The organism is Gimesia maris (genome assembly GCF_008298035.1).
Taxonomy (GTDB): domain Bacteria; phylum Planctomycetota; class Planctomycetia; order Planctomycetales; family Planctomycetaceae; genus Gimesia; species Gimesia maris.
In genome coordinates this window covers 2573747-2597871 of record NZ_CP042910.1, presented here as the reverse complement: position 1 = coordinate 2597871, position 24125 = coordinate 2573747, and the positions used below count along the sequence as shown (strand labels likewise).

10 protein-coding genes are annotated in these 24125 nt (G+C 51.9%); 3 read left to right on the top strand and 7 right to left on the bottom strand.

From position 1 onward, the window contains the following. Window positions 1-9: 9 nt before the first annotated feature. Both GmarT_RS09610 and GmarT_RS09605 read left to right on the top strand, forming a co-directional pair. Complete coding sequence (locus tag GmarT_RS09610) at window positions 10-474, top strand: DUF4198 domain-containing protein (protein ID WP_149302592.1); 465 nt, start codon at window positions 10-12, stop codon at window positions 472-474. A gap of 807 nt (window positions 475-1281) precedes the next feature. Then, window positions 1282-3819, top strand: a complete 2538-nt coding sequence (locus GmarT_RS09605; RefSeq protein ID WP_002648381.1) for a hypothetical protein — start codon at window positions 1282-1284, stop codon at window positions 3817-3819. A gap of 412 nt (window positions 3820-4231) precedes the next feature. Here GmarT_RS09605 and GmarT_RS09600 read toward each other — a convergent pair whose 3' ends face one another. The 7 genes from GmarT_RS09600 to GmarT_RS09565 form a co-directional block, all read right to left on the bottom strand. Beyond that, window positions 4232-5629: a sulfatase family protein gene (locus GmarT_RS09600; RefSeq protein WP_044239566.1), complete on the bottom strand. Its 1398-nt coding sequence runs from the start codon at window positions 5627-5629 to the stop codon at window positions 4232-4234. Window positions 5630-5719: 90 nt separating this feature from the next. Continuing rightward, window positions 5720-8641, bottom strand: a complete 2922-nt coding sequence (locus tag GmarT_RS09595; protein ID WP_002648383.1) for a tripartite tricarboxylate transporter substrate-binding protein — start codon at window positions 8639-8641, stop codon at window positions 5720-5722. A 1490-nt stretch (window positions 8642-10131) separates the two neighbouring features. Then, window positions 10132-11082 (bottom strand): hypothetical protein, encoded by a 951-nt coding sequence (locus tag GmarT_RS09585; RefSeq protein WP_149302586.1) that lies wholly within the window; start codon window positions 11080-11082, stop codon window positions 10132-10134. A 579-nt stretch (window positions 11083-11661) separates the two neighbouring features. Next, on the bottom strand, window positions 11662-15516 hold the full coding sequence (locus tag GmarT_RS09580; protein ID WP_002648386.1) for a WD40 repeat domain-containing protein: 3855 nt from the start codon (window positions 15514-15516) through the stop codon (window positions 11662-11664). 11 nt (window positions 15517-15527) lie between these two features. Then, a complete protein-coding gene (locus GmarT_RS09575) occupies window positions 15528-19595 on the bottom strand; it encodes a WD40 repeat domain-containing serine/threonine-protein kinase (RefSeq protein WP_052301277.1) in 4068 nt (1355 codons plus the stop codon). Next, the gene (locus GmarT_RS09570; protein ID WP_002648388.1) at window positions 19588-20475 is read right to left on the bottom strand and encodes an RNA polymerase sigma factor; all 888 of its coding nucleotides are present in this window, start codon (window positions 20473-20475) and stop codon (window positions 19588-19590) included. Before GmarT_RS09570 ends, GmarT_RS09575 begins: the two co-directional genes overlap by 8 nt. A 39-nt stretch (window positions 20476-20514) precedes the next feature. Continuing rightward, the gene (locus GmarT_RS09565; protein ID WP_002648389.1) at window positions 20515-21216 is read right to left on the bottom strand and encodes a PspA/IM30 family protein; all 702 of its coding nucleotides are present in this window, start codon (window positions 21214-21216) and stop codon (window positions 20515-20517) included. Between the two features lie 745 nt (window positions 21217-21961). On the opposite strand from GmarT_RS09565, the gene GmarT_RS09555 reads away from it, so the two are divergent. Then, a complete protein-coding gene (locus GmarT_RS09555) occupies window positions 21962-24103 on the top strand; it encodes a PPC domain-containing protein (protein WP_081459584.1) in 2142 nt (713 codons plus the stop codon). The last annotated feature ends 22 nt before the right edge of the window (window positions 24104-24125 follow it).

Sequence of the window (24125 nt, the reverse complement as noted above, 5' to 3'; positions counted from 1 at the left end):
GTGTTTAAGGTGGATTACTTTCCTGCCAACCGAAGTTCCTTTTATCCTTTAATAACAGGACTAGTTTGCCTAATGACGAGTACTGGTTGTAATTCACAACCAAGCACAGTAAAAGCAACTGGCAAAGTCATATTGGATTCAAAGCCTGTCTCTAATGCAGAGGTGCTGTTTGAATCTCTGGAAAAAAACGGCTTTTCAGCAATGGGAATAACGGATTCAAATGGAATATTTAATTTAAAGCTCGCCGATGGAGTACTGGGAATTGTACCGGGAAATTACCATGTCTCTATCACCACATTCAAACGAGGGGATCCCAAGGAAGGGATTCCTGATACGCCAGAAATCATACCAGTCGAGTATAATGAACGTTCAAATGTGGAAGTGACGGTGACTTCAGAGGACAATAATCAGTTTAACTTTGAAATTGAAAAACAGAAACAGAATTCAAAAACAAACTCTAAATGGCGGAAATGATTCAAGGGCAGTCAATGACTTTTGAATCAGGAAGAGGGAGAATTTCTCCCCTGTGCTCCCCTATCACTGCGCGTACGGCTCTGTATATGGCGGTTCCCTTTAACGTTCTCATTTTCCTTACCTTAGCGATAACGATATCAAGACCAGAGAGACTCCGTTCGAGCTTCGGGGCCGACTGGTTCATTTGGATCGCATCCGCTTCCATTGCTTCTCCCGAATTTTGACCCGTTGACAGTGATACCACGGAATGGCACGCCATTTACGACGGAGCCACTGATCCAGATCCGCGAAGATCCCGCGTACTGCTGCTTTCCAGAAATCTACATCCTGTCTGAATGTAGATTTTCACAGCCCAGTGGAACTTCAAACGCACTCGTTAATTCGTTTTTAAGCAATCGAGTTGGGTACACTCCCTGACCTGCCCCACGAATGACACCAGTCACACGACTCGGTGTTCTATTGTATCAATGGCTGTTCTGCTCGCCTGTGGGAGCGGAACGGAAGCAGGCGAAGAACACTCAGGCTTGTGAATGCTGCCATGCCTGGAGACGTGTCACGTTGAGTTTCGGTGTCGCACTGAATTAAACTGATAATTAGAATAAACGAACGAGTCGCATCCAAAAACTCAGCTGGAGTACTAACAGGCTGGTTCCCGTGCCACTACACCAACGTGTACGATTAATTTACCCTGAAATGAGCCTTCATATGACTAGATTTGCAAGTGCCATTATACTGTTCTTTGCATGGAGTGCATGCCTCGGGGCTGATTCTGTAAGGCTGCCCGTGATCCAGGATAACTCAATCGTCATGGTAGACAAAGAGTGGTCGGTAAATGCAGGATCGAGTGGCCGCATTCGGATCAAAGGGAACCAGCACATTGTGGCACTGAGCTTCGATCTGTCAGCAATTCAAGGAAAGACGATCACGCGGGCCGAGCTGGTTTGCCATCAAGCGGCAGAAACGATTTTCGCAGTAACGCTCTCCACGATCGCGGCTCCCTGGGAGGAGATGACTTCTACGGGATTGACAGCGGGAATCAAAGGCGTCAACGGGTGGGGCTATCCCGGAGCACGCTTTCCAGCGGTTGCTGGCGGAAATGGGTTTACCCTGGTCCATCAGTCTGCGTTCGAACTTCGAGACGGAAAGTACCACTGTGACGTTCCGGTCGATCTGGTTCATGCCATGACCTCAGGCATCGCCTTCGGACTGGCAATTCACGAACACGAAACGGACTATGGACGGAATCCCACAATCTTCTCACGCGAACAGTCCGCCAAACAGCCGTACCTCGTAGTGGAAACGGATCACCGTACCGACGAGGTTCCGCTTCCACCAACAGACTTGAAGCTGGCTCCGGTTGACGGAAAATCAGCCCGACTCACTCTCCAGGCACCGCGGCTCGGCTTTGCTTATAAAGTTCTGGTGGATGGATACCAACTGGGGCGTCACAACATCCCGTTGGTTCATCCCGGCAGCAGGCAATCGATTACTCTGCGCGACCTCCCTGAGAATCTGACAAAGCCGGGACTGCATACAGTGGAAGTGATCACCGTCAACCGCACAGGGCAGCAGTCGCAACCTGCCCAGGTAAAGGGTGAACTCTTCAGTGTCGCACCAATCAGTTTTCCGAAACTGCGTCCGCTGCCCGCTGCCACGCCACCCATTTCTAATGTGGCAGTGATTCCCGTTACTGACAAATATGACCGGAATGGTCGCGCCGTGGGGGACTTGCCTCCAGGTTATCGGACACATAATTCCCTGTACGATGGACAGCGTATTCACTTAAAGGCCGCCGCCGGTGAAGTGATCGGCTTTCAGGTGCTCCTGCGCGGTGACGATGAAGTTTCAGTCAACTGCCATCTCAATTCTCTTGACTGGCGTGTAGACCTGTTTCAGGCAAAGTACGTCCCAACCAGGGGGCGTCATATTCCTGATCCTCTGGTGCCACTACCGGAAACAATTCCATTGAGTCGCGAGAGGGATCAGGCTGTCTTCGTAGACTGTTATATTCCGTTCGAGACAACACCGGGTGTATATAATGGGATATTCGCAGTTTCAGATGGTCGCGAAGTTCCGCTCAAATTGACTGTCCTGCCGATCCAACTTCCGAGGAAGGCGTCATTCCTTTGTGAGATGAACAGCTATGGTCTTCCAGATCATGTTGACGATTACTACGCCCTGCAGCAGGTGGCGTACGACCATCGCGTGCATGTAAACATTCTACATTACTCTCATCATACCGCTGCACCCGGTGCCCGGAAGAGCAACCTCGACATGCGTCTCCGCTCTGGTCGCCGGATGAACAATAAACGGTACGATGCCATTGAGCCGGGCGCGAAACAGGCCTACTGGGATGACTTCGAAGCAGCGTTTGGCCCCTATCTCGATGGTTCATACTTTGAAGAGGGTCACCGCGGCCGCATTCAGGCCCCGGGATTCTACCTGACATTTCATGAAAGCTGGCCGTTGAACTGCCGGGCTTATTTCAACGGCGATCCTGATGCGTATCGGTCCTTTGCAGACAGTCCGGCCTATGCTCAAACGTATGTAAATGTACTAAGCGACTTTGTCCGCCTTGCGAAATCAAGAGGTTGGACCGAGACCGGATTCCAGGTGTACTTCAACAATAAAGGATCTCTGAATGAGCAGACGAAGGCGCCGTGGATTCTCGATGAACCATCGTCATACTGGGACTATCGAGCGCTCCAGTATTATGGAGAACTGACGGACCGCGGGCGGCGGCGAGCCAGTGATGTTCAGATTGACTATCGAATCGATATCTCCCGTCCAGAGTTTTGCCGCGGTGAACTCGCCGGGCGAGGAGACCTGTGGGTCGTTTCTTCATCCGCATTTCAGAACTATCGCAGGCTCATCACCGACCGTATGCAGCGAGATGGATTGCAGGTCTGGGTCTATGGCACTTCCAACCCGGTTCACGAGAGCAATCGGCAACTTCAGGCCTGGGCACTCGATGCCTGGCGATATGCTGCTACCGGGCTGGTCCCGTGGCAGACTGTCGACAAATCGGGACAGGCATTAAGACAGGCCGACCAGTTAGGACTGTTCATCTTCGACAAGACGCCGGAGGGAAAAACAGTGATCCGGCATTCGATGCGACTGAAGGCCTTTCGGGAAGCGGAGCAACTCATTGAATACCTGACGATGGTTCAACAGCGGCATGATTGGTCATCCAGTCAGATGCAAGCCTTTATTGACCACTATGCCACCCTGACCGGGTCAGTCCGCAAGCTAAATGCTGATGACGCGGGAACTGCGGAATACAACAGACGGGCACTCCTGAATATCGAGATGCTCAGACAGGCAGCGGTTGAGCTGTTGCGCTAGGACTGTAGAGCGATCTACTGCAGGAACAGCACGACGTCGGCTGTGAGCGTGATCTTGCAGGTTTTTGTGTTGCCATAGATACATCCATTTATGGTTGCCGTGCGAAGTAAATCCTCTCAACTGGTGACATCATCCTGAAAGCGATACCCTATCTTTGAAGAGCCAGTTCTACCTGCTGAAGCACAGGCAACAGGGCGAAACCTGGTACCATTTGTCGGAATCATTTGGGTGTAGACAGATCAATCCACGAACGTTGCTGCTTCTGAGCCGTAGATGAAGAAACTCATCGTCATAGATATCAGCAATTCTCTGTGAGTCCATACCCCCCTGAGAGCAACTGTTACTCCGATGAATACAAAATAATTCGACCTTCCCCCAAATCCTGAATACCCACCGTCTTCCCATAGAGAGATCACATCGGAGCAATCCGTTTGGAGCCGACATCGGTTGTTAAGACGACATGGCTGTTAAAGCTCGCTAATATTAATTCGTGTTTGGCAGCCTGATGATTCGGGTCGTTCCACAGGTTGTTGTGTTCCCAGGGATCCGTTTGCAAATCGTAAAGCTCTCCCAGATTCTTGTCGTGATACAAAGATAGTTTATACCGGTCGTCGCGATACATGGTCGCAAAACTGCCCTCCCCGCCTGTGAAAAACGGATCAAGTGCGTCAAAGTATTCACAGCGAACACTATCACGAATTCGTTCGTCTGTCTGTTCGCCTGTAAGTACCGGCAGCAGACTCTGCCCCTGATGATAGCCAGGGATGGGAATGCCCGTTAAATCGAGTAATGTGGCAGAAAGATCGAGTAATTCCACCAGTCCGGTGGCACGCTGGTTGGTCACAAAATGTCCGGGCCAGGAGAAAATCAATGGTACCCGGATCAAGCCTTCATAAAATCGACATCCCTTTTGTACCAGTCCATGATCTCCCAGCGTCTCACCATGGTCTGAAGTGAAAATGATAACCGTATTGTCTCTCTGTCCTGTTGAATCCAATACGCTCAGGATCCGCGCAAACTGATCGTCAATTTGAGCAATCATGGCGTAATAAAGTGCCTGAACTTTTTTCAGCTCACTGATTTCCGTTGACATCGTGACAGGCTGAAAATCAACCCGGGAAAGCAGTTCCTGGGTCGCCTTGTCAGACTCCTCGAAATGGGGGCCGGGCATGGCTGCCGGGTCGAACATCTTCGCATATTTTTCAGGAGGCGTAAACGGAGGGTGTGGGTCATAGACATTGATATTCAGCAACCAGGGTTGTTGATGATCCTGTTCGATAAATTCGATCGCCCGATCAGAGGCCCACTTCGTCTGATGATATTCGGGATCAACATTCTCTTTGCTGTTGCGCATGTCATCCAGGCTTTTCCCTTGATCACGCACCCAGTCGGCGTAATCGTGTGTGCCTGCAGGCCAGTCATCGCGCGGAGCATGGCTGTGCTGCCAGACTGAGAATCCATCATCCAGCCGAGGCTCGGCACGATGACCGGCACTCACTAAATGAAACTTTCCTATCAACCCGCACAGGTAACCACTCTCGGCGATTAACTTACTGATCAGTGGTGGCCAGTCAGGAAAGGTGTCGTTGCCATTTCTGGTATTGTGCAGGCGCGAGGGATACAAGCCGCTCATAAAACTTGCCCTGCTGGGCGTACAGATGGGGCTCTGGCAATACGCATGAGTAAAGGCCACCCCCTCTGCCACGAGCGCATCAACCACAGGTGTTTTCACATACGCGTTCCCCAGTGCACCAATCGTGTCAAACCGTTGCTGATCGGTGCAATACCATAAAATATTAGGGCGCGTCATGAAAGAACCTTCGTGGGTTAGTGACTTCGTGGTGGAAAAAACTCGGTAACCTCGGCCTGAGGTCTATATTTCTGTGCTGGGATGAACCAGTCAGGGCAGTACAACAGAAAAGACTGATGTGAACACAATTTCTGTCCCCAGACCAGTCAACAAAGCAAGTTCGATGAGAACCGGCAAATAGCGTGGTTTCCATTTTGCCATAGTTCCTCCCGTGACTGCAATCATCAATGCCGTCGCCAGCCAGTAATTAAGCCAGCTCTGCTCTAATACCAGAACATAGCAGCACAGCAGTACAAAACAACAAACGGCCAGCCAGATCCGTGGCTTGCTGCTTGGGGAACTGTTGGCGGGCGGTATTTGACTGAAAAAGATTCTCTGTCCGACGATCATACTCAGCAATAAGAGCGTCGCCATAATGATATAGAAAGGAAAATCAGGCAGCTGAACTGTTGAGCCGGAAACCAGTTCGCTGAATTTCTGCTCACTCTGGCTGATGTGCTCATTTAGTTTCTCGCCCCGATAAAACACAGGTGCAATCGACAACGCCTGCAAACTGTTCCGTACCGCATCAGATTGCATCGTCTGTTCCAGTACATCTGCCAGCAGCTCAATTCGCTCTGGCGGCGTCCCCTTGGGAGCCCACCAGTAAAACGAGTTCCCTACTACGGCATCGATCTGCTGTTCGCGTGCCGTCGCAACGTCCGGCAGGACGGACTGTCTCTCTTCAGACAAAACTGCCAAAGCGCGAATCTGCCCGTCTCCCTGATAGGACAGAAATTCGGCCAGCGAAAAAATGGTGGCATCGATGTGACCACCAATCAGCATCGTATACCGCTTTTGCCCGTCTCCCGCCTGCACATAATTAAAATATTCACCCCCCGCAGCCTGTTCGATCTTTTTGGCAGCAAAATGGGCAAGGGCTCCGAAATTGGTGCCGAATTGAATTTCCCCCGGATGTTCCTCAGCAGCATGCAACAGCGCAGCCAGATTTTTATACGGGGCGTTTTTCTGCACCGCAACCACCAGGTTGATCTCTCCCGTCTGGGCAATCGGCTCAAAAGCCTCCGGACCAAAGTTCACTTTGCCGGAGTATTTCGAAGTAATAATTCCTTCATGATTACAGAGGATTTTGTAACCGTCGGCCCGCGCCTGTTTGACATAACGGCTCCCAATCGTACTACTCCCCCCCGGCTGATTGATGATGACGACTGGTTGTTTCAGCAGCTGGTCCTCGGTGATTGACTTTTGAATGATTCTGGCAAACAGGTCCGTGCCGCCTCCTGCAGAAAACGGCACGACAGCCTGAATGGGACGTTGTGGATATTGCGTCTGCTGATGTTGATTCGTAAAGAAACCGGAATACTGAAATACGAGCATGCCGACAATAGCCAGTACCGCGATTGTATGCCAGACTGGTAAACCAAAGCGGCTCCAGAATGAGTGCGCATTCTGTTCCCCGTGCTCTCTCCCTGTTTCAGACGGAGAGCTGCGATTCACTTCTTCAGGAGCATGGTCTTTCAAGGTCTCTGATTGACTGTCCCGCTTTTTGCGGAACTGACGTACGAGTGGCACAACCAGCAATAAGGCAGAGATGACAACAAACAGTAAAGAAATGGGACGGGCGATGATCGGCAACCAGTTCCCCTGCGATGACATCAGCCCGGCAGACAGATTTTCTTCCGCAATCGGACCCAGGACAAACCCAATGACAAAGGGAGCCAATGGGATGCGGTTTCGCTCTAACACCAGTCCCAGCAGCCCGAAAGCGAGCATCACCCAGACATCGAACATGCGGTTCGACAACGCAAAGGCCCCGGCAATGCAGAAGGTGAGAATAAGGGGCAACAGATAAGGGCGTGGAAACCGCACCAGTTTTGCCAGAAAACCGACGGAGGCCATCATCACCACAAACATGACCAGGTTTGCCAGAAAATAGGTTCCCATGATGGTATGCACGAGCTCGGGATGTTCGCTGAACAGCCGCGGCCCCGGTTGCAATCCATGCAGAACCAAGGCACCGAGCAGAATGGCATCGATCACACTGCCGGGGATGCCCATCGCCACGAGTGGAATCAAAGCGCCGCCGACCGTCGCATTGTTGGCGGCTTCGGAAGCAATAATTCCTTCCGCAGAACCGGAACCGAATTTCTCTGGCGTTTTCGAACTGTTTCTGGCGGCGGAATAAGCGGCGATCGAACCGATGTTGGCACCAATGCCGGGTAGTATTCCAATAAAGGTTCCGATCAGGGACGACCGCAATAGATTCACCCATTGATTTTTCCAGTCTGCGAACGTCAGCCACAACCCTTTGCGTGTTACCGAGACACGCGGAACACTCTGGTCAATATTCGCAATATCGCGCAGCACCTGATTGATGGCAAACAATCCAATTAAGACGGGCAACAACTTGAAACCTGCATTCAGAGAAGTGACCCCGAAGGTGAGTCGTACTTCGCCTGTGGCTGCGGAAATTCCCGGCATGGCTGCCAATATCCCCAATGTTCCCGATAAGAGTGAGCGGGGCAGCGATGCGCCATCAATGGTCGCGATCAACACCAAAGCCATCAATACCAGCGAGAAATATTCGAAAGGCCCCAGCTGTGTTGACCAGCTGGCAATCGGCGCAGACAGGGTGACTAAAAACAGACAGGAAATCAAACCACCCACCAGGGAAGCATAAATCCCCAGCCCCAGCGCACGGCCGGGCTGCCCCTGTTGCGTCATGGGGTAACCATCAAGGGTGGTCATCACGGAGGCGGGCGTGCCGGGCATTCGCAGGAGTGTGCCGGTAATCAGGCCACCACTGATTGAGCCCACATACATGCTCACTAACAAGGTCATCGCCAGCTGCGGATCAAGCGTAAACGTCAACGGCAGCGTGAGTGCAATCAACATCGCACCGGTCAATCCGGGAATCGCCCCCACGAAAATCCCCAGCGATGTCCCCAGAATAATCAGCGCCAGACTGAGAGGCGTCGCTAATTGAACAATAGTATTTTGAAGTGCATCCATATTGTGTTCTGGTGCAGATGACTGACTGTCCGCTTACTAACCGAATCCTTTAGCTTGTGAATGATTGAAGATTTATTTTCACTACCAGGACTTCAGATCACGAATGAAAGCCAAGTGAATTCAGCGCTGGCTGATATTCACCAAGGTTCTCTCATCATTTGTTCGTGCCTCCCGGCCCGTGTGGTGACAGATCATGCCCCCGGTACAGTGTATTGCAAAACAGAGAATGAACATGCCTGATGTGATTTATCTCAATATATCCAGAATATCCGATGTGATAAAGGCTCGTACTTGAAATTCATTCGCCAGAGTTCAGCGGTGCCCTACCCCCTGACTAATACCAGGCACAAGATTTATCCCTGTGTTGACTCCCCCCCAGTGGTCAAGTTGATGGCACTTATTGTGATATAGATCAGCTCATAAAACGGCCTCAAGAGTGACACCCGCCTCCGCTTACAGGCTGCTTATCATTCATGGTCAGCAGCCTGTTTACGTTTCCCGTTCCCACTTTTCACTCATCACCTGTCCCCTGTTGGTTTGATATACTGAAATAATTCGACTTGACTCCCCCCTGCCCCCAAACAGAATAAGCGTCTAAGTGAGTCGCGCGCGTGACCAGTTTACAGTGCACTGAAACACGAGCCACCTGTTCCAGGTCCTCACTATAAAACAGCCTGTTTTTTCCAGATTTGCACTGCCTGAAACCACACTTGTGCGTGATGTGCGCCTGCGGGTCGCCGCACCATCGCCGCTCTTCGCCTCGGCACCGCCCCGGTACCGCCTGACATCGCCCCGGTATCAACCTGTATCGCCACAGCATTCCAATAATCCCCTTGCTCGCCGCGCGCCACTCCCTAAGATGATCCTCGCACAGAAAACGAAACCCGATTCCCAAAAAACCAAGCATGACTCCCTCCTTTCGTGCCCTTTCGTGTTTTCGTGGCAGCAATATCAATCACCGGGTGCCTCAGTCAGCTTGCCCGACAATGCTGACGCCAGGGTCCACTACCCGTTTCACAACGCATTATAAAAGAGGCGCCCCCACTCCCGCAGATGAATATCCCGAACCACTAAACAGAGATCACGGATAGCCCCGGTTGCAATCCAGGCCAAGCGCAGCGAACAGGAAACTGTCAGAGCAAGCCCTTAATCCAGGTCTCAAGTGACCGACCTGCCCCGCCGGCATGGCGGCCTCACTCTACTCCCCGTCACGCTCTCGCTGGTACTTCTTATAGAGGATCCTGATTATTTCCAGGAAATAACCACATACGGTTCAGTGTGGATTATTTTACTTTTTGAATCTCATTCATTGAGCGTATTTGGAGTATCTTTTAAAACGGTGGTATAAAGGCACGTACCGGAATACGTATGAGTTGACAGGATTACAAAAGCGACTGAAACAGGAGGACCAGAACTTGTTCCATTGCTGGATAGTTCTGTAAACATGAGATGACTGACTTCAATAACAGCCGCTCGGGTCTACAGTTTTGTTATTCCTGTAATTTCGAGTCGGCACCCGAAAACGCCTCAAGATACCCCAGCAACACCGAATAGTTGTGCTGCCGTAACTTCCATTGCGGCGTCTTTGAGGGCGATTGAGTGGTTGTGATCAGCACGCTTCGATCCTCGGGTACCACGACACCGAAGAAGCTAGAATGGAGCGTGGCTAATCCATTGTCGGAGTGACATTGCGAACATTGCTGCAAACCCCTTGGAAAAGGTTGTTCGCCGAAGAATGGTTCGCCGAACTCTAATCTTCTTAATGATGCTGCCGCATCCGTATCGAGAAGATGCTGAATGGACATTTCGAATACTGCACTTCGAAGACGATGTTGCATTCGGGTACGTTCGCTTATCGTGGGGGTTAAGTCATTAAATGCGATCGACAGGATGACGGGAGTCGTTTTCGGGATGCCGCTGGTCGAAATCACAAGCATACGTTCCACAAGAATCGCGCGAAGCCCCTGCGGGAAACTCGGTAGCGGAGGAAGCGGCGTCCGCCGGGGGACAAACCGATAGAGAAACTCGCGTCGCCGTTCCGCTTCCACTGCCGCATGCTTATTGAATTCTGCGAGATAAGTCTTCGCTTGCTCCCGGCCCTTCGGGAACCGAACAAACAGGAGAAACTCTGACCTTCCGCCATGCGAAGATTCGTGCGTGAGTGCCACGCGATTGATCCCTTTGTGTGTGAGCTGAACCCATTCGCCGTCCGGCTCGAACAGGTCTGCGGGAAGCTCAAGATCATTGAGGGAGTCACGGGGTAATTCATTTCCGAGCGGGCGAGTCGAGTAGTTTCCCTTAAGTTCACCGATTTCCCGCTCTGTGAGTGCAGTCAATGAAATGAGTTTCGCGAGTCGGTATCGCAGGGTCCGGTGGGCGGGTGCGGTGAATTTACCTTGATCTACCAGCCGATCAAACGTACGCCACGCCTCGTGTTGCATCACAGCGCGCTGAATCGGTTGTCGAGCATCCGACTCAACCGGCGCGTTGAGCAAAGTATCTATCGTGTCCGACGCTTTTCGCAGGAAGTCCTCATCGTCCAGCTCCGTATGTCCGGTGTTGCTAAGCAACTGATAGCAAACGTTCCACGGATGTTTACAGTCGCTATCAAAGAGCGTTACGTTCTGGGCCCAACATGATGAGCCGCACACCATTCCGAGCGCCAACAGCGTGAGAATACAGAGTCGTGACATGCATGAACTTTCAGGAATAATGATTCAGAGACAGAAGATGTTACTGCATAAACCCATGCTCACATTAAAACCTATCAAGTTTTCCGACTACAGTCAAATAATGACAAGTGAGCCGACATACAAAGCGAGACTGTGTCCCGTTTTACTGTAGCGTCTCCAGTTCCATTGGGACCGTATATATAAGGAAAGGTTGACCTTCTCCCATCCTGGTACAAGGGGGGCATGTCAGAAATCACACTTGTCGCACGCTTTGATTTTTCGCGAACGATACGGGAAACCGTTCTCCCAGCGCGGCTGAAGCCTGTCGGATACATTCACAGGGGGAATTCAATTTCTTTCCTGATCCTCGCTGCCACTTTCTGTACTCTCAACGGGAAAGAGATCCGCCAGAAACGTTACCTGTTCCCCTGATCGAAGGAACCAGGCTTTGATACCTTCGCCGTACGAAGATGACAGGATGGCTGTCGAATCAGGAAAGAGCGACAATACCGTAATGAACCGGGGCGGATTGTAAGGAAAGGACTGCGTCTCCAGTCCATCATAATTCCAGAGGGAAATGCTCCGTACCGTTCTGCCCCCGGCTGTGATGAACTGTTTGTTGTCAGGCAAAAACAGCACCGTCCCTCCTTCCACCGTGCAGCGCAACTCACCTTTGAGTGAGATCAGGGAGGTTTTCTGATTGCAGGAGGCAAGAATCCATTTGCCGTCCGGAGACAGATCAAGATCCTGCACGCCGAATGTGGGTGGTACCTTGCGATCCAGTTCGATCGTCTGCTGGACTTGAAATTCCCCCCCTGGCTCAGACCTGGTCCAGATTTTTACTGCAGGCATCACCTTTTTACCAAACGCTTCCCCGCCACATCCCCCGGAGAGCAACAGCCTGCCGTCCGGTGAAAACTTCAGCTTTGTGACACTGGCCACGTGATCTTTGAGGATCTGAACCGGCAGATTCGATTCGGACTCCAGGTCCCAGACCATGATGTTACCATCCTTGAGACCACTGACAAAATAGCGGCCCGTGGGATCAAACGTACCCGACTCGACAAAGCTGGTTTCTCCTTCCAGAATGCGCACCACTTCACCCGATTCCGTATCCCAGATGGAAACGGGCGCCTTTTCCTGGAGTTCGCGTATGATCGCACGAGGCATCGTGTCAGCAGTCGTCGCAAGATAATTGAAGTCGGGACTGAAATCGAATGCCCTGGTGCCCACCGGTCCCGACGCCCGGTATAACCTTCCTTTGACCTTTGACGGATCGGAAAAGTCCCAGATCAATGCCCCTGTCTGTTCGTTGCAGACCCCTACCCGCTGCGAATCCGGATCAAATTTGATTTCGCGGGGATGCTGATGGGGATACAGATCGGGTTCCGTCAATACGGAACGCACATCGGGAATCAGTTCACCAGAAAAGAGTTTGACGTTCCCCTTTACATCAATGGTCACCAACCGGTCCCTTTCAGGGGGCGTCAGCAGAAAACGGACATTGTCGGGATGCTGCTGGAGACTGGTCAGCTCCCGGCCACTCTGCCAGTCCCAGACCAGCAGCTCATTTTCCGACAAGGCGATCAGCTGGGAACGATCTTTCCCGAAGGCACGCGGTACCCAGAGCGGTTTGTCACGGCCGGCATACTGCTGGATGGTCTTCTCTCCCTCTTCGAGATTCATCAACTTGATCGAACAGGTCTCCCTGGTTTCAGGTCTTGCGCCAGGTTCAAATTCCACCAGGCTCCATTCTGTACCTGAGATCAGCAGTTCGTTTTCAGTGTCAGTAAATTCAATCGCATTGATGTTGGGTTGAAAAGGAATTCCCTGGTAAACCAGTTTCTGCTGTTCCAGGTCCCAGACGTACAAAACATTGACGACATGGGGAAGTGCGCCGGGTGCCCAGTAACCTGGACGGAATTTCTTGATGACTACACCTCGCACGAAAGCCAGCTGTGAATCATCGGCGTTAAAACAGATTTCCCTGATGTGCTGCAGGAAGTCTCTCCACTCGAATTCATAAACCTTCGTCTGGACCGCGCGAATGTTGATTTCAGCAAGCTTGCTTTGCGTCGCGACGTCCCAGATTTCCACCTGTTCTGCCACTGCGACAACGAGGTACTTTCCCGTATTCGAAATCCGATGCGATTTCACCGGTTCGGTTCCTGGTAATTTCAGGCTGGCCACTTCGGAAAACGATTCTGTCTCGTAGACTTTGATTTCGGGATGCTGATAACAGGTGATGTATTTCGCGCCCTCTGAAATACTGTACTGCATCGATGCCTCCGGTTTGACATCAGGCAGCAGCGAATATTCCTTTACCATTTCATGGGTTTTGAGGTCCCAGGTCTGAACCTTTCCGCCGGGCAGACAAAGCATCAGCTGGGAACGATCTGACAGGAAACCGGTCCCCTGCAGTTCTTTCAGGTCCACCGTCAGCAGGTTTCTGGCTTTCCGTTTGGATTCACTGCGTTTCACCTCCATTCGATCAAGATAGACTTCCTCAAGTGCCTCCGGTTTCAGCCGCGATCCCAGCGCGGCAAATTGCGTTTTCGCAATCTTCTGATTCCCCTGAATCCAGTTTATACCGGCCAGGAGTGAAGCGTAATAATCTTTCTGTTCGGCATTGAAATGGGATGCATACCCCTCCACCATCCGCTTCATCTGCGGCAAGATGTCTTTAAACCCATAGACCTCACGACTGCGGGGTCCGGCGGGCCCTCGCGAATATTCACTGTGGGCAATGATCGCCTGCACGGCATCCTGAAAGCCGAAAGGAACCTGTGTATCAAACCGCTCGGTATTCAGGCATTCCACTCCGAACTGGAGCGCCGGCTGAAAACGCTCCCAGTTCTCGTAGATGATCGGTGGAGGAATCAGGGCGACGCGATACTGGCGATACATGGGCCTGAAATCAAACTGGGCAGCGATCGCCCGGTCAAACCAGTACCGCGGGCTCGCCGGTGAAAGCCGATCGGGCTCCCCTTTCCCATCGGGAAGATCCTCCGAAATCTTCAGTTGGAGATTCTGTCGGAACGACATGCGAAACAGCTTCAGCGGGGTTTCCGGGAGTTCAGGGGCGATCTGGTAAGCCTGGAGATACAGCCGATACGATTTGCGCAGGTGTCCCATAATTACCGAGTTCACGTTTAACGGGTTGGACTGATTCACTTTGGTATAAGCGGGCCAAAAGTATCTGAGCATACCTTCGTCCAACCCCAGTTCATAATAAAACGTTCCCAGAATCATGTTTTTGAGCCACGGGTCGGCGTCAGCCTGTTGTTCCAGCGAAATAATGAATTGCCCCAGCTTCGATTGATGTACCGGAGCCAGCATGATTTGCCCTTCGTGCAGATAAATCCGTCTTTCCAGTGACGTCAGCTGCTTGTCCTGGATGGCTTTGCGGAAACTGTGTGACATTTCCTCCCTCAAATCGGTTCCCTTTCCGTAGCGCACCAGTATTTTCAGAATCTGAAAACGGGCGATCTCCGAGTAGTGATCGGGAGTGTAGAGTTCCTGCAGTTTTTGGGTAGAGGCAGTCAGCTCCGTAAACATTTTCTGCCTGCCCAACGCTTCGATCAACAGGCTGATCACCAGCGGATCGTTGCAGCCCAGGTCAAGTACCTGCAGCCCCTGTTTCACGAGCTGGTCGTCCAGCTGGTCGGGATAAAACTTCGGTGAGCGGAACTCTCGATAACGGGCTATTGATGCCCGTCGACCTGCTTCTTTCAGAAAGGCACGCGCCGCTTCATCCCAACGGGGATCGCGGTCGTCGTGCTGTTCATACTCTGTTAAAAACAGATTCTGGTACCATTCCGCACGATCCTGTTGAAACTGATTTTCGGTATAGGTGACCTTCACTTCATTCAGCGGAACGGGCTGGTACTGCTTCTCCCAGGGAATGCCTTTCACCAGTTCGGGATCGATTTTCATCTCGGCAACAGCAGTCGGAGGAAAGAGAATCCGTCCCCGATTGTCGGTTCTTTCCTGCAGCAGTTCACGTCGTTGCTCTTCTGCCTCGCTGAGTCGTGGCGGGGGTGTCGGTGGAGTAAACGTCTGCCTGGCCTGCTGCTTTTGATGTGCGGCGTCAGCAATAGACTCGGCCGCCCGTGTGAACAGGTCGAACTTCTTAGCAATCCCCACAGCCAGTATTACGAGAAGTCCGGCACTGATAATCCACCATTTACGTTTCATCATCATGACTCCCAGGTTCAGGGCAGTTTCCAGATACTGACGTTTCCATTCAGGGAAGCAGCAATGACATGCCGGGCATCAGCACTCGCCTGTATTGCTGTCACAGGTGAAGGGTCGTTGCGATATTCTTTGATCATTTTAAACTGTCGAGTGTCCCACAACCGGACGACGCCACTCCGATACGCTGCGGCCAGTAACCGGGAAGAGGGTACAAAGCACAGATCCGTTACCAGATCGGAATGGCTCTCCAGCACACTCACTTGAGAGTGATCGCTTTGTGAGAGTAGATGAATCAGCCCCCGGCGATCGGCTATCGCAATCAGCTGATGTTCATCACTGACCGCGCAGTCGATCCCTTCATAAGCAGTCTGCAGAAATTCTTCCGGCGATGTACTTTGCGCATAATCCCAGAGTTCCAGCGCATGCGCCCCTGTAACCAGCAGGCAGCGGGCTCCCTCCTTTAGTTGTGATAAATGCAGGATGGGTACATTCAGCTGAAGCGCAGACTCCACCTTGTTCTTTCCCGGATCCCAGCTTTTGAGCTGACCGCCCTGACTGGCAGCCAGGATCAGTTTGCCGCTCTGATCCCACGCCACTGATGAAATCCGATCCTCAAATCCTTCCAGCTTTTGCCAGTCCGTTGTTTTTTTGAGAAATCGCTGCACATGATCGGTGTATTCCATTTTCCGCACGCCAACATAATTGGTGGTGGAACCTTGCTGACCCGTTCCGTAAGCGAGATATCCCCCGTTCGGAGAGAATGCCAGACTCGAAATCTGATTGGGAGACTCCAGCACGAAACTCGCTGGAGGATGATCCATGTTCCACAGGTAAATCATCCCTGCTCCTCCCCCGGCAATCCAGACCCCATCGGAGGCAATGTCCAGGGCGTGAATCGGGGTCTCCGCGTGAAACTGATACACGAGATCTTTTGGCGGAGGGACCTCAGGCAGAAAACATAGATGCAGCGTCTTATCAGAAGTCGCCACGACCCCCATGGCCCCGTTTTGTGCCAGCAGTATTCTGGCCCGCTGGCTGGACTTGATTTGCAGCTCACGAGTCTCGATCAGTTCCCCTGTATCGGTTTGCCAGAGTTTCAGACTGCGGTTTTGCAGCGTTAACGCCCGATTGACATCAGGTGCAAAGGCAGCAGCCTGGCTGACTCCCGCAAAAGAGCGAATTTTTTCTGCAGTCAACGCATTCCACACATCGATGCGTCCTGCCGCGAAAGCCATAGCCAGCCGCGCATCTGCTGACAGGGCGAGCGTTGCTGGAGCAGCATCGGTCGGAAAGACCTTTTCCGGCCTCGATTCCAGCGAGTTCCACAAAACCAGGGAGTCGTCAATACGAAACCTCTTTCCGATCAGCAGGCGACTCAGTTTACTATTTGCTGCCATCAACTCTGCATCGTTGCGGCCGACTTCGAAACGGCGGATTTCCGTACCGGATCTGATATCCCAATAGCGTACCGTACGGTCTTCACTCAGGGAAACCAGGGTCGATTCGTCTCCGGAAAATGTCATGCTGACCACAGGCTGAACATGTCCCTCCAGTCGGCGGTATTCTTCCATTCCCCTTTTGTTCGTTTCAAAGAGACGAATTGAATTGTCTCCGGCTGCAACCGCAGTCAACGTTGCCTGGGGAGAAAGAGCAATCGCTTTCACACCGGCAGGGCCCCCCAGAAATCCCGTTTGAACAACATAGTTCAACCCACTTCGAAAGTAATATTTTATCAATGTATTATTATCGAGTGCAGCGATGACCGTGTAAGCAGGCTTGTCGATGTACCGCGTAACAGCAATGTCCATTGCACGGACTTTGGCCTGGAGCGGGATGATAACCTCCCGGGGAGATTCAATGGGCCAGTGGTGTGACTGTGCTCCCGCCTTGGTTGCGGCTATTGTTTTCAGCGCTGGCTGACCTTGCCCTGATTGCACCGTCCTGAATTGAGTGCTCTTCAGCACAAACAAGAGTATCATGCAGCTCACAACCAGAATCAGGATGGTCACCACTGTTCGACTGCGAGATGCATTACCCCCTCGCTTGCGAGTTTCCGCACTGCGTAAACGGGCCAACAGAACATCGCGTTCAGTCCGCACCTGAGCCAGTCGTGCATTCACCTGATGAAGTTGTCTCTGGATGGTATCGGCCTGCTGCACCTGCTCGGTACAGGCAGCCCGAAGTTCCTGCAGCAGGAAATCATCTTCTGCCTCGCTGTCATCCTGTAGCTTTTCTTTTGTTTTGATATCCTGCTGCAGTTGTTTGAGCAGCAGTTGCGCATCCCGGTTCAGAGATGCCAGCAGATCGCGATGCCGTTCCAGCTTTAAAACGGCTCGATCGACCTGCAACTGAGTATTCTGCAGGCGTTCTGCCCAGTGCGGGGACTTCGTTTCAAACCAGTCGTAAAGACGCTCTACAATCCGGCCCCAGAGACTGGAAGGACCGCTACTGAGAATCTCCAGTTCTTCTTCGAAATCATTGACGCCTGGCGCAGAGATAATGGCGGTGGCAGACCTGGTAGTCCCCGCCTTTGCAATCGGGTTGAAAAAATAGTCAGCATCGTTCTGAAGAATCTGCTCTGCATGCGAAGGAAGTTGTTCACCATTCTGAAACGCCCTGACATCATCCAGAGCCGCCTGGGCGTCTGCATAGCGGTGCGCGGGGTTCTTGGCCATCATCTTTGAAACGATAGCCGAAACCTCAACAGGAACCAGACCAGCGACCTCGGACAGAGGCACAGGACGCTCATAGACATGTTGAAAGATCATTCCGGTGGGGCTGTCCGCGTAGAACGGCAACTTCCCGCTGATAATTTCATAGAGTACAACGCCCAGGGAATACAGGTCACTGCGCGCATCCACGGCTCTGCTGCTGCCCTGTTCGGGGGAGATATAATCCATTGTGCCCAGTACAGTTCCGGAGTGCGTCGGTCCGTCGTCGTCCTGCAGGGATTTGACCAGCCCGAAGTCGACCAGCAGATAACGGTTGGTTTTCTGCTCTCTGAGAATGTTACCCGGCTTGACATCCCGGTGCACGAGCCCCACCCGATGCGCCGCCTGCAGCCCTTCGAGAATCTGCACGATCACGTTCAAGGCATCTGCAACGGAAAGCGGTGCACGTCCCAATTGTTCTGCGAGAGACTCTCCATCGACAAATTCCATCGCAAAGAAATGATGACCGTGATCTTCCCCTATGAAAAAGATCTGAACAATATGAGGATGTACGATCTTCGCGACGCTGGCCGCTTCTGAATAAAACCGCTTCACGAATGAATCATGCCGCCCCAGTTCCGGTGGCAGAACCTTGATTGCCACTTTGCGTTTCAGCGATTCATCATATCCTTCATAAACGTCTCCCATCCCGCCGCTGCCAATGCGTCGAAGGATCTGAAAGTGACCAATGCGTTCAAAGGGAAGCCCTGCCTGCTCATCGCCTGAATCCACGTCCGTCTTAGTCAATTGCCGATGCAGGTGAAGAGACTCAGAAAGGTCTTCCGTCAATGCTTCCTGTCTAAGCAGGCTCTGAATGGTTCTGAGCTGAGTCATCAGATCTTCGATGTCTTCACAACGTTGACTGGGGTCAAATCCCAGTGCTCGGTCAATCAGTGGTCGAAGCTCTACAGGAATACTCTGTAACACGCGGGGGCTTTGCAGATATTCCGAAACACTGCAGTCCGCCGTGATCCGACAGGCAAATTCTCCCAATGCATAACTGTCAATCAGTCGAACAGAGAACACCAGACCGATCTGATCGACTTGCTGTTGCGCTTCTGTAATCTTCAGCGGCAACGTCTGTAATTCCTCACGGGTAGACGCTTCGTACCAGGTAGCCTCGGCGGGAAACGAAATCGGCTCTGACTCACCCGATGCATTAAAGACGATCTGCCACGTCCTCTTTGATTCATCGCACCAGATCTGGGAAGGATCAATCAAGCCACTGAGCATCCCCGCCCGCTGTCGGTCGCGAATAGACTCAGCCACTGCTAGCAATACTTCTACAATTTCATCCAAAGCCGATTGACTGGAATCGGAACGCATCGGTCCGGCTCGCAGCTGTTTCTCTTCCAGTTTTCGGCGTTCAGTCATGCTGTGGTGTCTTTCGATCATCAACTGATGTCAACTGCTGTAGAAGATCTGCTTTCGACTTCCGTTCCTGGAAACGAATCTCATCCGTTTCTGTGGAAAACTGTCGGAACACAGATTCCAGATCGCCCTGCGATTTCAGATACTCCCCCAGAGTCTGCCATTCCAGTTCGACTTCTTCAGCAAAATTATCCCGGTAACCGTATCTTCTGACATGCTCTTCAACAGTAGCCCGCAACCGGTCTGTGAACTGGCCCCGGGTCCGCTTGTAATAATTTTCGACATCCGTCACTTTCAGATTCAGGTACTGCGCCATTTCCGGATTAGACAAGCCTTCCAGAGATTTACCGTAAAATACGCGAAACGCATTCACACGTCCCTGACTGAGACTGTCCTGCTGCAACTGCTTTAAAGTTGTCTGTAATAATTCTTCTACCCAGGCTTCGTAAAAACTATCTTCTGTTGAATCAGTCTGTCGCTCTTCGTTCTCAGCTGCCAGTACCGGTATGATCTCCTCCATGATTTTTTCCCGCCCTGACTGAACCCGGGCACGGTTTGAGATCAGATTTCTGACCACGACGCACAACATCGTACTCAGCCTGGAACGTCGATCTTTCAGCCAGCGAGAGAGCAAATCAGCAGAGACCAGAATTTTGAAAGCCTCAGCTGTAATGTCTTCGGCATCCTGTGTTTTCAGGTTACCTGTGCGAATCGCAAACCGGACGACAGGTCCCCAGTAATCATCCAGAAACGTTTTCCACCCTGGAGCTTCACGACTGGCTACGATTTGTTGAATCAACGTCTGCCGGGTTTGAGGGAAACGATTCACAGTCGCGGGACCTCTTGCTTCCAGTATGAGTGAAGAACTCTCTATTCTCTTCATTGTCAACTTCAGTTGTCAAGCTGTTCACTACCGGAAGGCTCAGTCTTTCTTCTGTTTCAAAGCATTCAGTTCCTCTTCGATTTCCATCGATTGAACCCCATCTGCGAGTGAGTCCTTTTCAATCTGTCCTCCCAGTTCCAACGATGTAACATCAACCATGGCGTTCAATTCATCAAGCGCATCGGCTTCCGCTTCTGCCTCTTCCACTTTTTCGCGGAGACGATCAAATTTACGAAAGGAATTTGTGTTGAATGCTTTAGTCTGCTGGCAATTCAGTGAGGAATGTGATTGTTTACGGATCTCAGCAGATCGCTTTCGCAGCAGTAAGGCAGAAAGTTGTCGCTTGGCTTCCGCCATTTTGGCTTTCATGGCCGACAACTGAACTTTTAATGTATCACCTGCTTTCTTGACCGGTTCGAGTTGTTCTTTCAGCGCCTGACTGAGGTTTTCATGCTCTTTTTTCCGAGCGAGCGCTTTTCGGGCCAGCTGATCGTCTCCGTTCTGCACAGCCTGCAAGGCACGCTGCTGCCAGTTTTGTGCTTCCAGATCATTTTTAGTTAGCTCACGGATCAGTCGTTTCTCCCCCGCCATCACGCGTGCCGTATCCTGGGTCACGGTGTCTATGGATTGCTCCATCTCCCGGATCGCCTGCTTCAGCATGACTTCCGGATCTTCGAACTGATCGATCATGTCGTGAATGTTGGCTGCGATGATATCATTAATTCGTGCAAATATTCGCATGAGCGCTCCCTGATTAAAGTATTCTGCATGGACCCCAAAGTGGATCAAGTTCACGTTTCATCAGAGTGATGTAATAAGACTGTCAGTTCGGTCAGAGAAATTTCATTTTATCTGAAATGATCTGAAACTCACTACTTCTCACTTCGCTCCCATCGATTTGTAATCACCTGTACCTGAATGACTTAACGATTTGTTCCATGCCTGGTTACGAAGCCGGGGATGTTGAATCAAAAACGCGTCGATTCACTGGGGTCGTGGGCTGTCCCTAGTTAATTGTGGGACGCGCGCTGGTCGGTCTCTGCGCTGGCTGCGTCGGGAAATGACCTTGGGAGCTGACAGTCAAGCAGCTCATCGGGAATACCTGCTTCCCGGCTCCGGGGCCAAGCCTCGCTCCAGCTTTCCGGCAGGAACAATTCACCCTCAAGCAGGCAAATGCGCCCGGGTATCCTTGCTGGTAAAGCAATCCGCAACACGATTCTAATAACGACTCTGTTCCTGCGATTTAGACCGTGTCCCGATTTACAGTAGCGTCTCCAGTTTCATTGGGACCGATTATATTAGATGGTGAGACGCTTTATTAAATGTGAAGTGCTCTGGCATGGCAGGACCTCACCAACTCGAATTGCATCCACAGAGATGAATATGTTGAATCAACACACATTTTCTGATATATTAAGTTTATTAAGATTTAGCACCATCCCTCACGTGGTTATGACCACCCCTGCCACCACTTTGGAAATTGCCCATGACAGCCAGAAGATTCATCGACTGTCTTATGATTCTCGGGCTGAGTCTCTGTAACAGCGTGCCTCTTTTCGCAGCCCCGCCTGAACTGGAAAGTCTGTTTCCGTTCAGCTTTCAGGCAGGCACCACCGCCGAGATCAAGCTGAAGGGAAAGAATCTCAAAAACATACGTCAGTCTCAGGTCAATGCGCCGGGAGTTTCCGTCAAAGTCATCGACGACAAGAACCTCCGGATCAACGTCGAGAATCAGACCCCCGCAGGCATTTATAATCTGCGCCTCTTGACCGACGACGGACTGAGCCAGCCGTACCCCGTACAGATCACCGCCTGGTCCACGTTGACAGCCACGGAAAAATCGGATCAGCCCGACTCCGCTCTGAAACTCTCCCTCCCCGGGGGCGTCGATGCCCGCTTCGAACATACCGGAGACATCGACTGGTATGCGTTCACCGGAAAAAAGGATCAACAGATCACACTGCGCTGTCGTTCAAAATCCCTGGGTAGTTCCGCAGCGCCTCTGATGACACTCATCGCCCCCGATGGTGAAGAAATTGCGTTTGCCTCTCCCCATCAACGAGAGCCGGTTCTGCATGTGAAACTCCCCAACTCGGGCACGTACCAGGTCAAAGTGTTTAATCGCGCTTACAGCAGCGATCCCTCGGCCCTGTATCATCTCTCTGTAAATTCAGAGCCGCGTCTGCTGGCGGCGTTTCCTGCTCTGATCAATTCCGGTCAACCCAACCCAGTCACCATTCAGGGAATCAGTCTGCCCGGCGTTTCACAGAACGCTACGCAAATTCTGCAACAAACAGAAATCACCGTCGATCCTGAAAAATGGGCAGCACCACACCAGACCGACAGTCCACTGACAAACCGCTTTCATCTGAACGTGCCGGAACTTGAAGGCACCGTCCCCCTGATAATAACCGACCTGCCCGTCGTTGTTGATCAGGAGCCGGGAAACCAGTCACAGAAAACCGCACAGAAAATCAAAGTCCCCTGCGACATTGCCGGTCAGTTCCTGAAACCCCGCGACCTGGACTGGTACCAGTTCACCGCGGAAAAAGGACAGGAGCTCAGCATTCGTGCTTTCGGCGAGCAGCTGGACCAGCAGATGGATCTCGAACTCGCTCTGCTCGACAGTAGTGGCAAGGTATTGAAGAGTCTGACGAACAAAGCAGAAGTGAAAGGGAACGCAACGCCCGTCTCTGCCACGTCTCTCGATCCGGAGGGGACCTGGAAAGCACCGAAGTCCGGCACTTACGCTCTCCTGGTTCGCGACCTCTATGGCAGTAGCCTGGGTGACTTTGATCGACAGTACCGGGTACGCATCGAAAACAAACAACCGGATTTTCAGGTCTATGCCTACCCCGCTGCCAGCGATCGCTATTCCGGGGTTTCACTCCACCAGGGCGGACACACACACGTAACGATTTACGTCGACCGCCAGCACGGTTTTTCCGAACCGGTCCGCATCCAGGCCGTTGATCTTCCCGAAGGGCTCTCTGCTGACGAGGCCATTATTCCCGCTCATCAAAGCGAGGCCCGCTTCTCGATTTTCACATCGAAAAACGCGCCGCAGACAATCGTTCCTCTTTCGCTTAAAGCAATCGCCACAGTGCAGGATCAGCAAGTCGTCAAACAGGTTCACCCCCAGACAGTCTCTCGCAGCGGTTCGTTCCAGCAGGTCGCCACCCTGACAGCAGGAACCGCAAAGGCTGCCCCTTTCAATATGACGATCAAGCCAAACCAGGCGAAACGGGCGCTGGGTGAGAAAATAGAACTGGATGTTCAGTGGGAATCTGCCGGTTCTGAGATTTCTGGCAAGCCTGTTCTGAAGTGGCACATCGATCTGGTCGATGCCAAAGGTAAGCAGGCATCATTAATCAAACCTGTGACCTCACTCGATTTGAAACAATCCGAGAACATCCTCACCGCACAACTGCCCCAAAACGTGCAGCCAGGCCAATATTCGCTCTGGTTATCCGCCACCCTTAACGTCACACCGTCACAATCGACCGACAAAAAACAGAAAAAGCCAAAACCCGCCCCCTTCGAGGCGGTCAGCAATATCATCACACTGGAGATCCAGCCACTGCCCAATAAAGAGAAAATTCAACCCCGGAAAAAGCAGTCAAAATAAAAGACGAAACCAGACTCATCAA

Excerpts from the sequence above, each read along its gene's own strand:
- GmarT_RS09565 (WP_002648389.1), bottom strand. The coding sequence starts at position 21,216 with ATGCGAATATTTGCACGAATTAATGATATCATCGCAGCCAACATTCAC.
- GmarT_RS09595 (WP_002648383.1), bottom strand. The coding sequence starts at position 8,641 with ATGGATGCACTTCAAAATACTATTGTTCAATTAGCGACGCCTCTCAGT.
- GmarT_RS09600 (WP_044239566.1), bottom strand. The coding sequence starts at position 5,629 with ATGACGCGCCCTAATATTTTATGGTATTGCACCGATCAGCAACGGTTT.
- GmarT_RS09570 (WP_002648388.1), bottom strand. The coding sequence starts at position 20,475 with ATGAAGAGAATAGAGAGTTCTTCACTCATACTGGAAGCAAGAGGTCCC.
- GmarT_RS09580 (WP_002648386.1), bottom strand. The coding sequence starts at position 15,516 with ATGATGATGAAACGTAAATGGTGGATTATCAGTGCCGGACTTCTCGTA.
- GmarT_RS09585 (WP_149302586.1), bottom strand. The coding sequence starts at position 11,082 with ATGCAACACGAGGCGTGGCGTACGTTTGATCGGCTGGTAGATCAAGGT.
- GmarT_RS09605 (WP_002648381.1), top strand. The coding sequence starts at position 1,282 with ATGGTAGACAAAGAGTGGTCGGTAAATGCAGGATCGAGTGGCCGCATT.
- GmarT_RS09555 (WP_081459584.1), top strand. The coding sequence starts at position 21,962 with ATGACAGCCAGAAGATTCATCGACTGTCTTATGATTCTCGGGCTGAGT.
- GmarT_RS09575 (WP_052301277.1), bottom strand. The coding sequence starts at position 19,595 with ATGACTGAACGCCGAAAACTGGAAGAGAAACAGCTGCGAGCCGGACCG.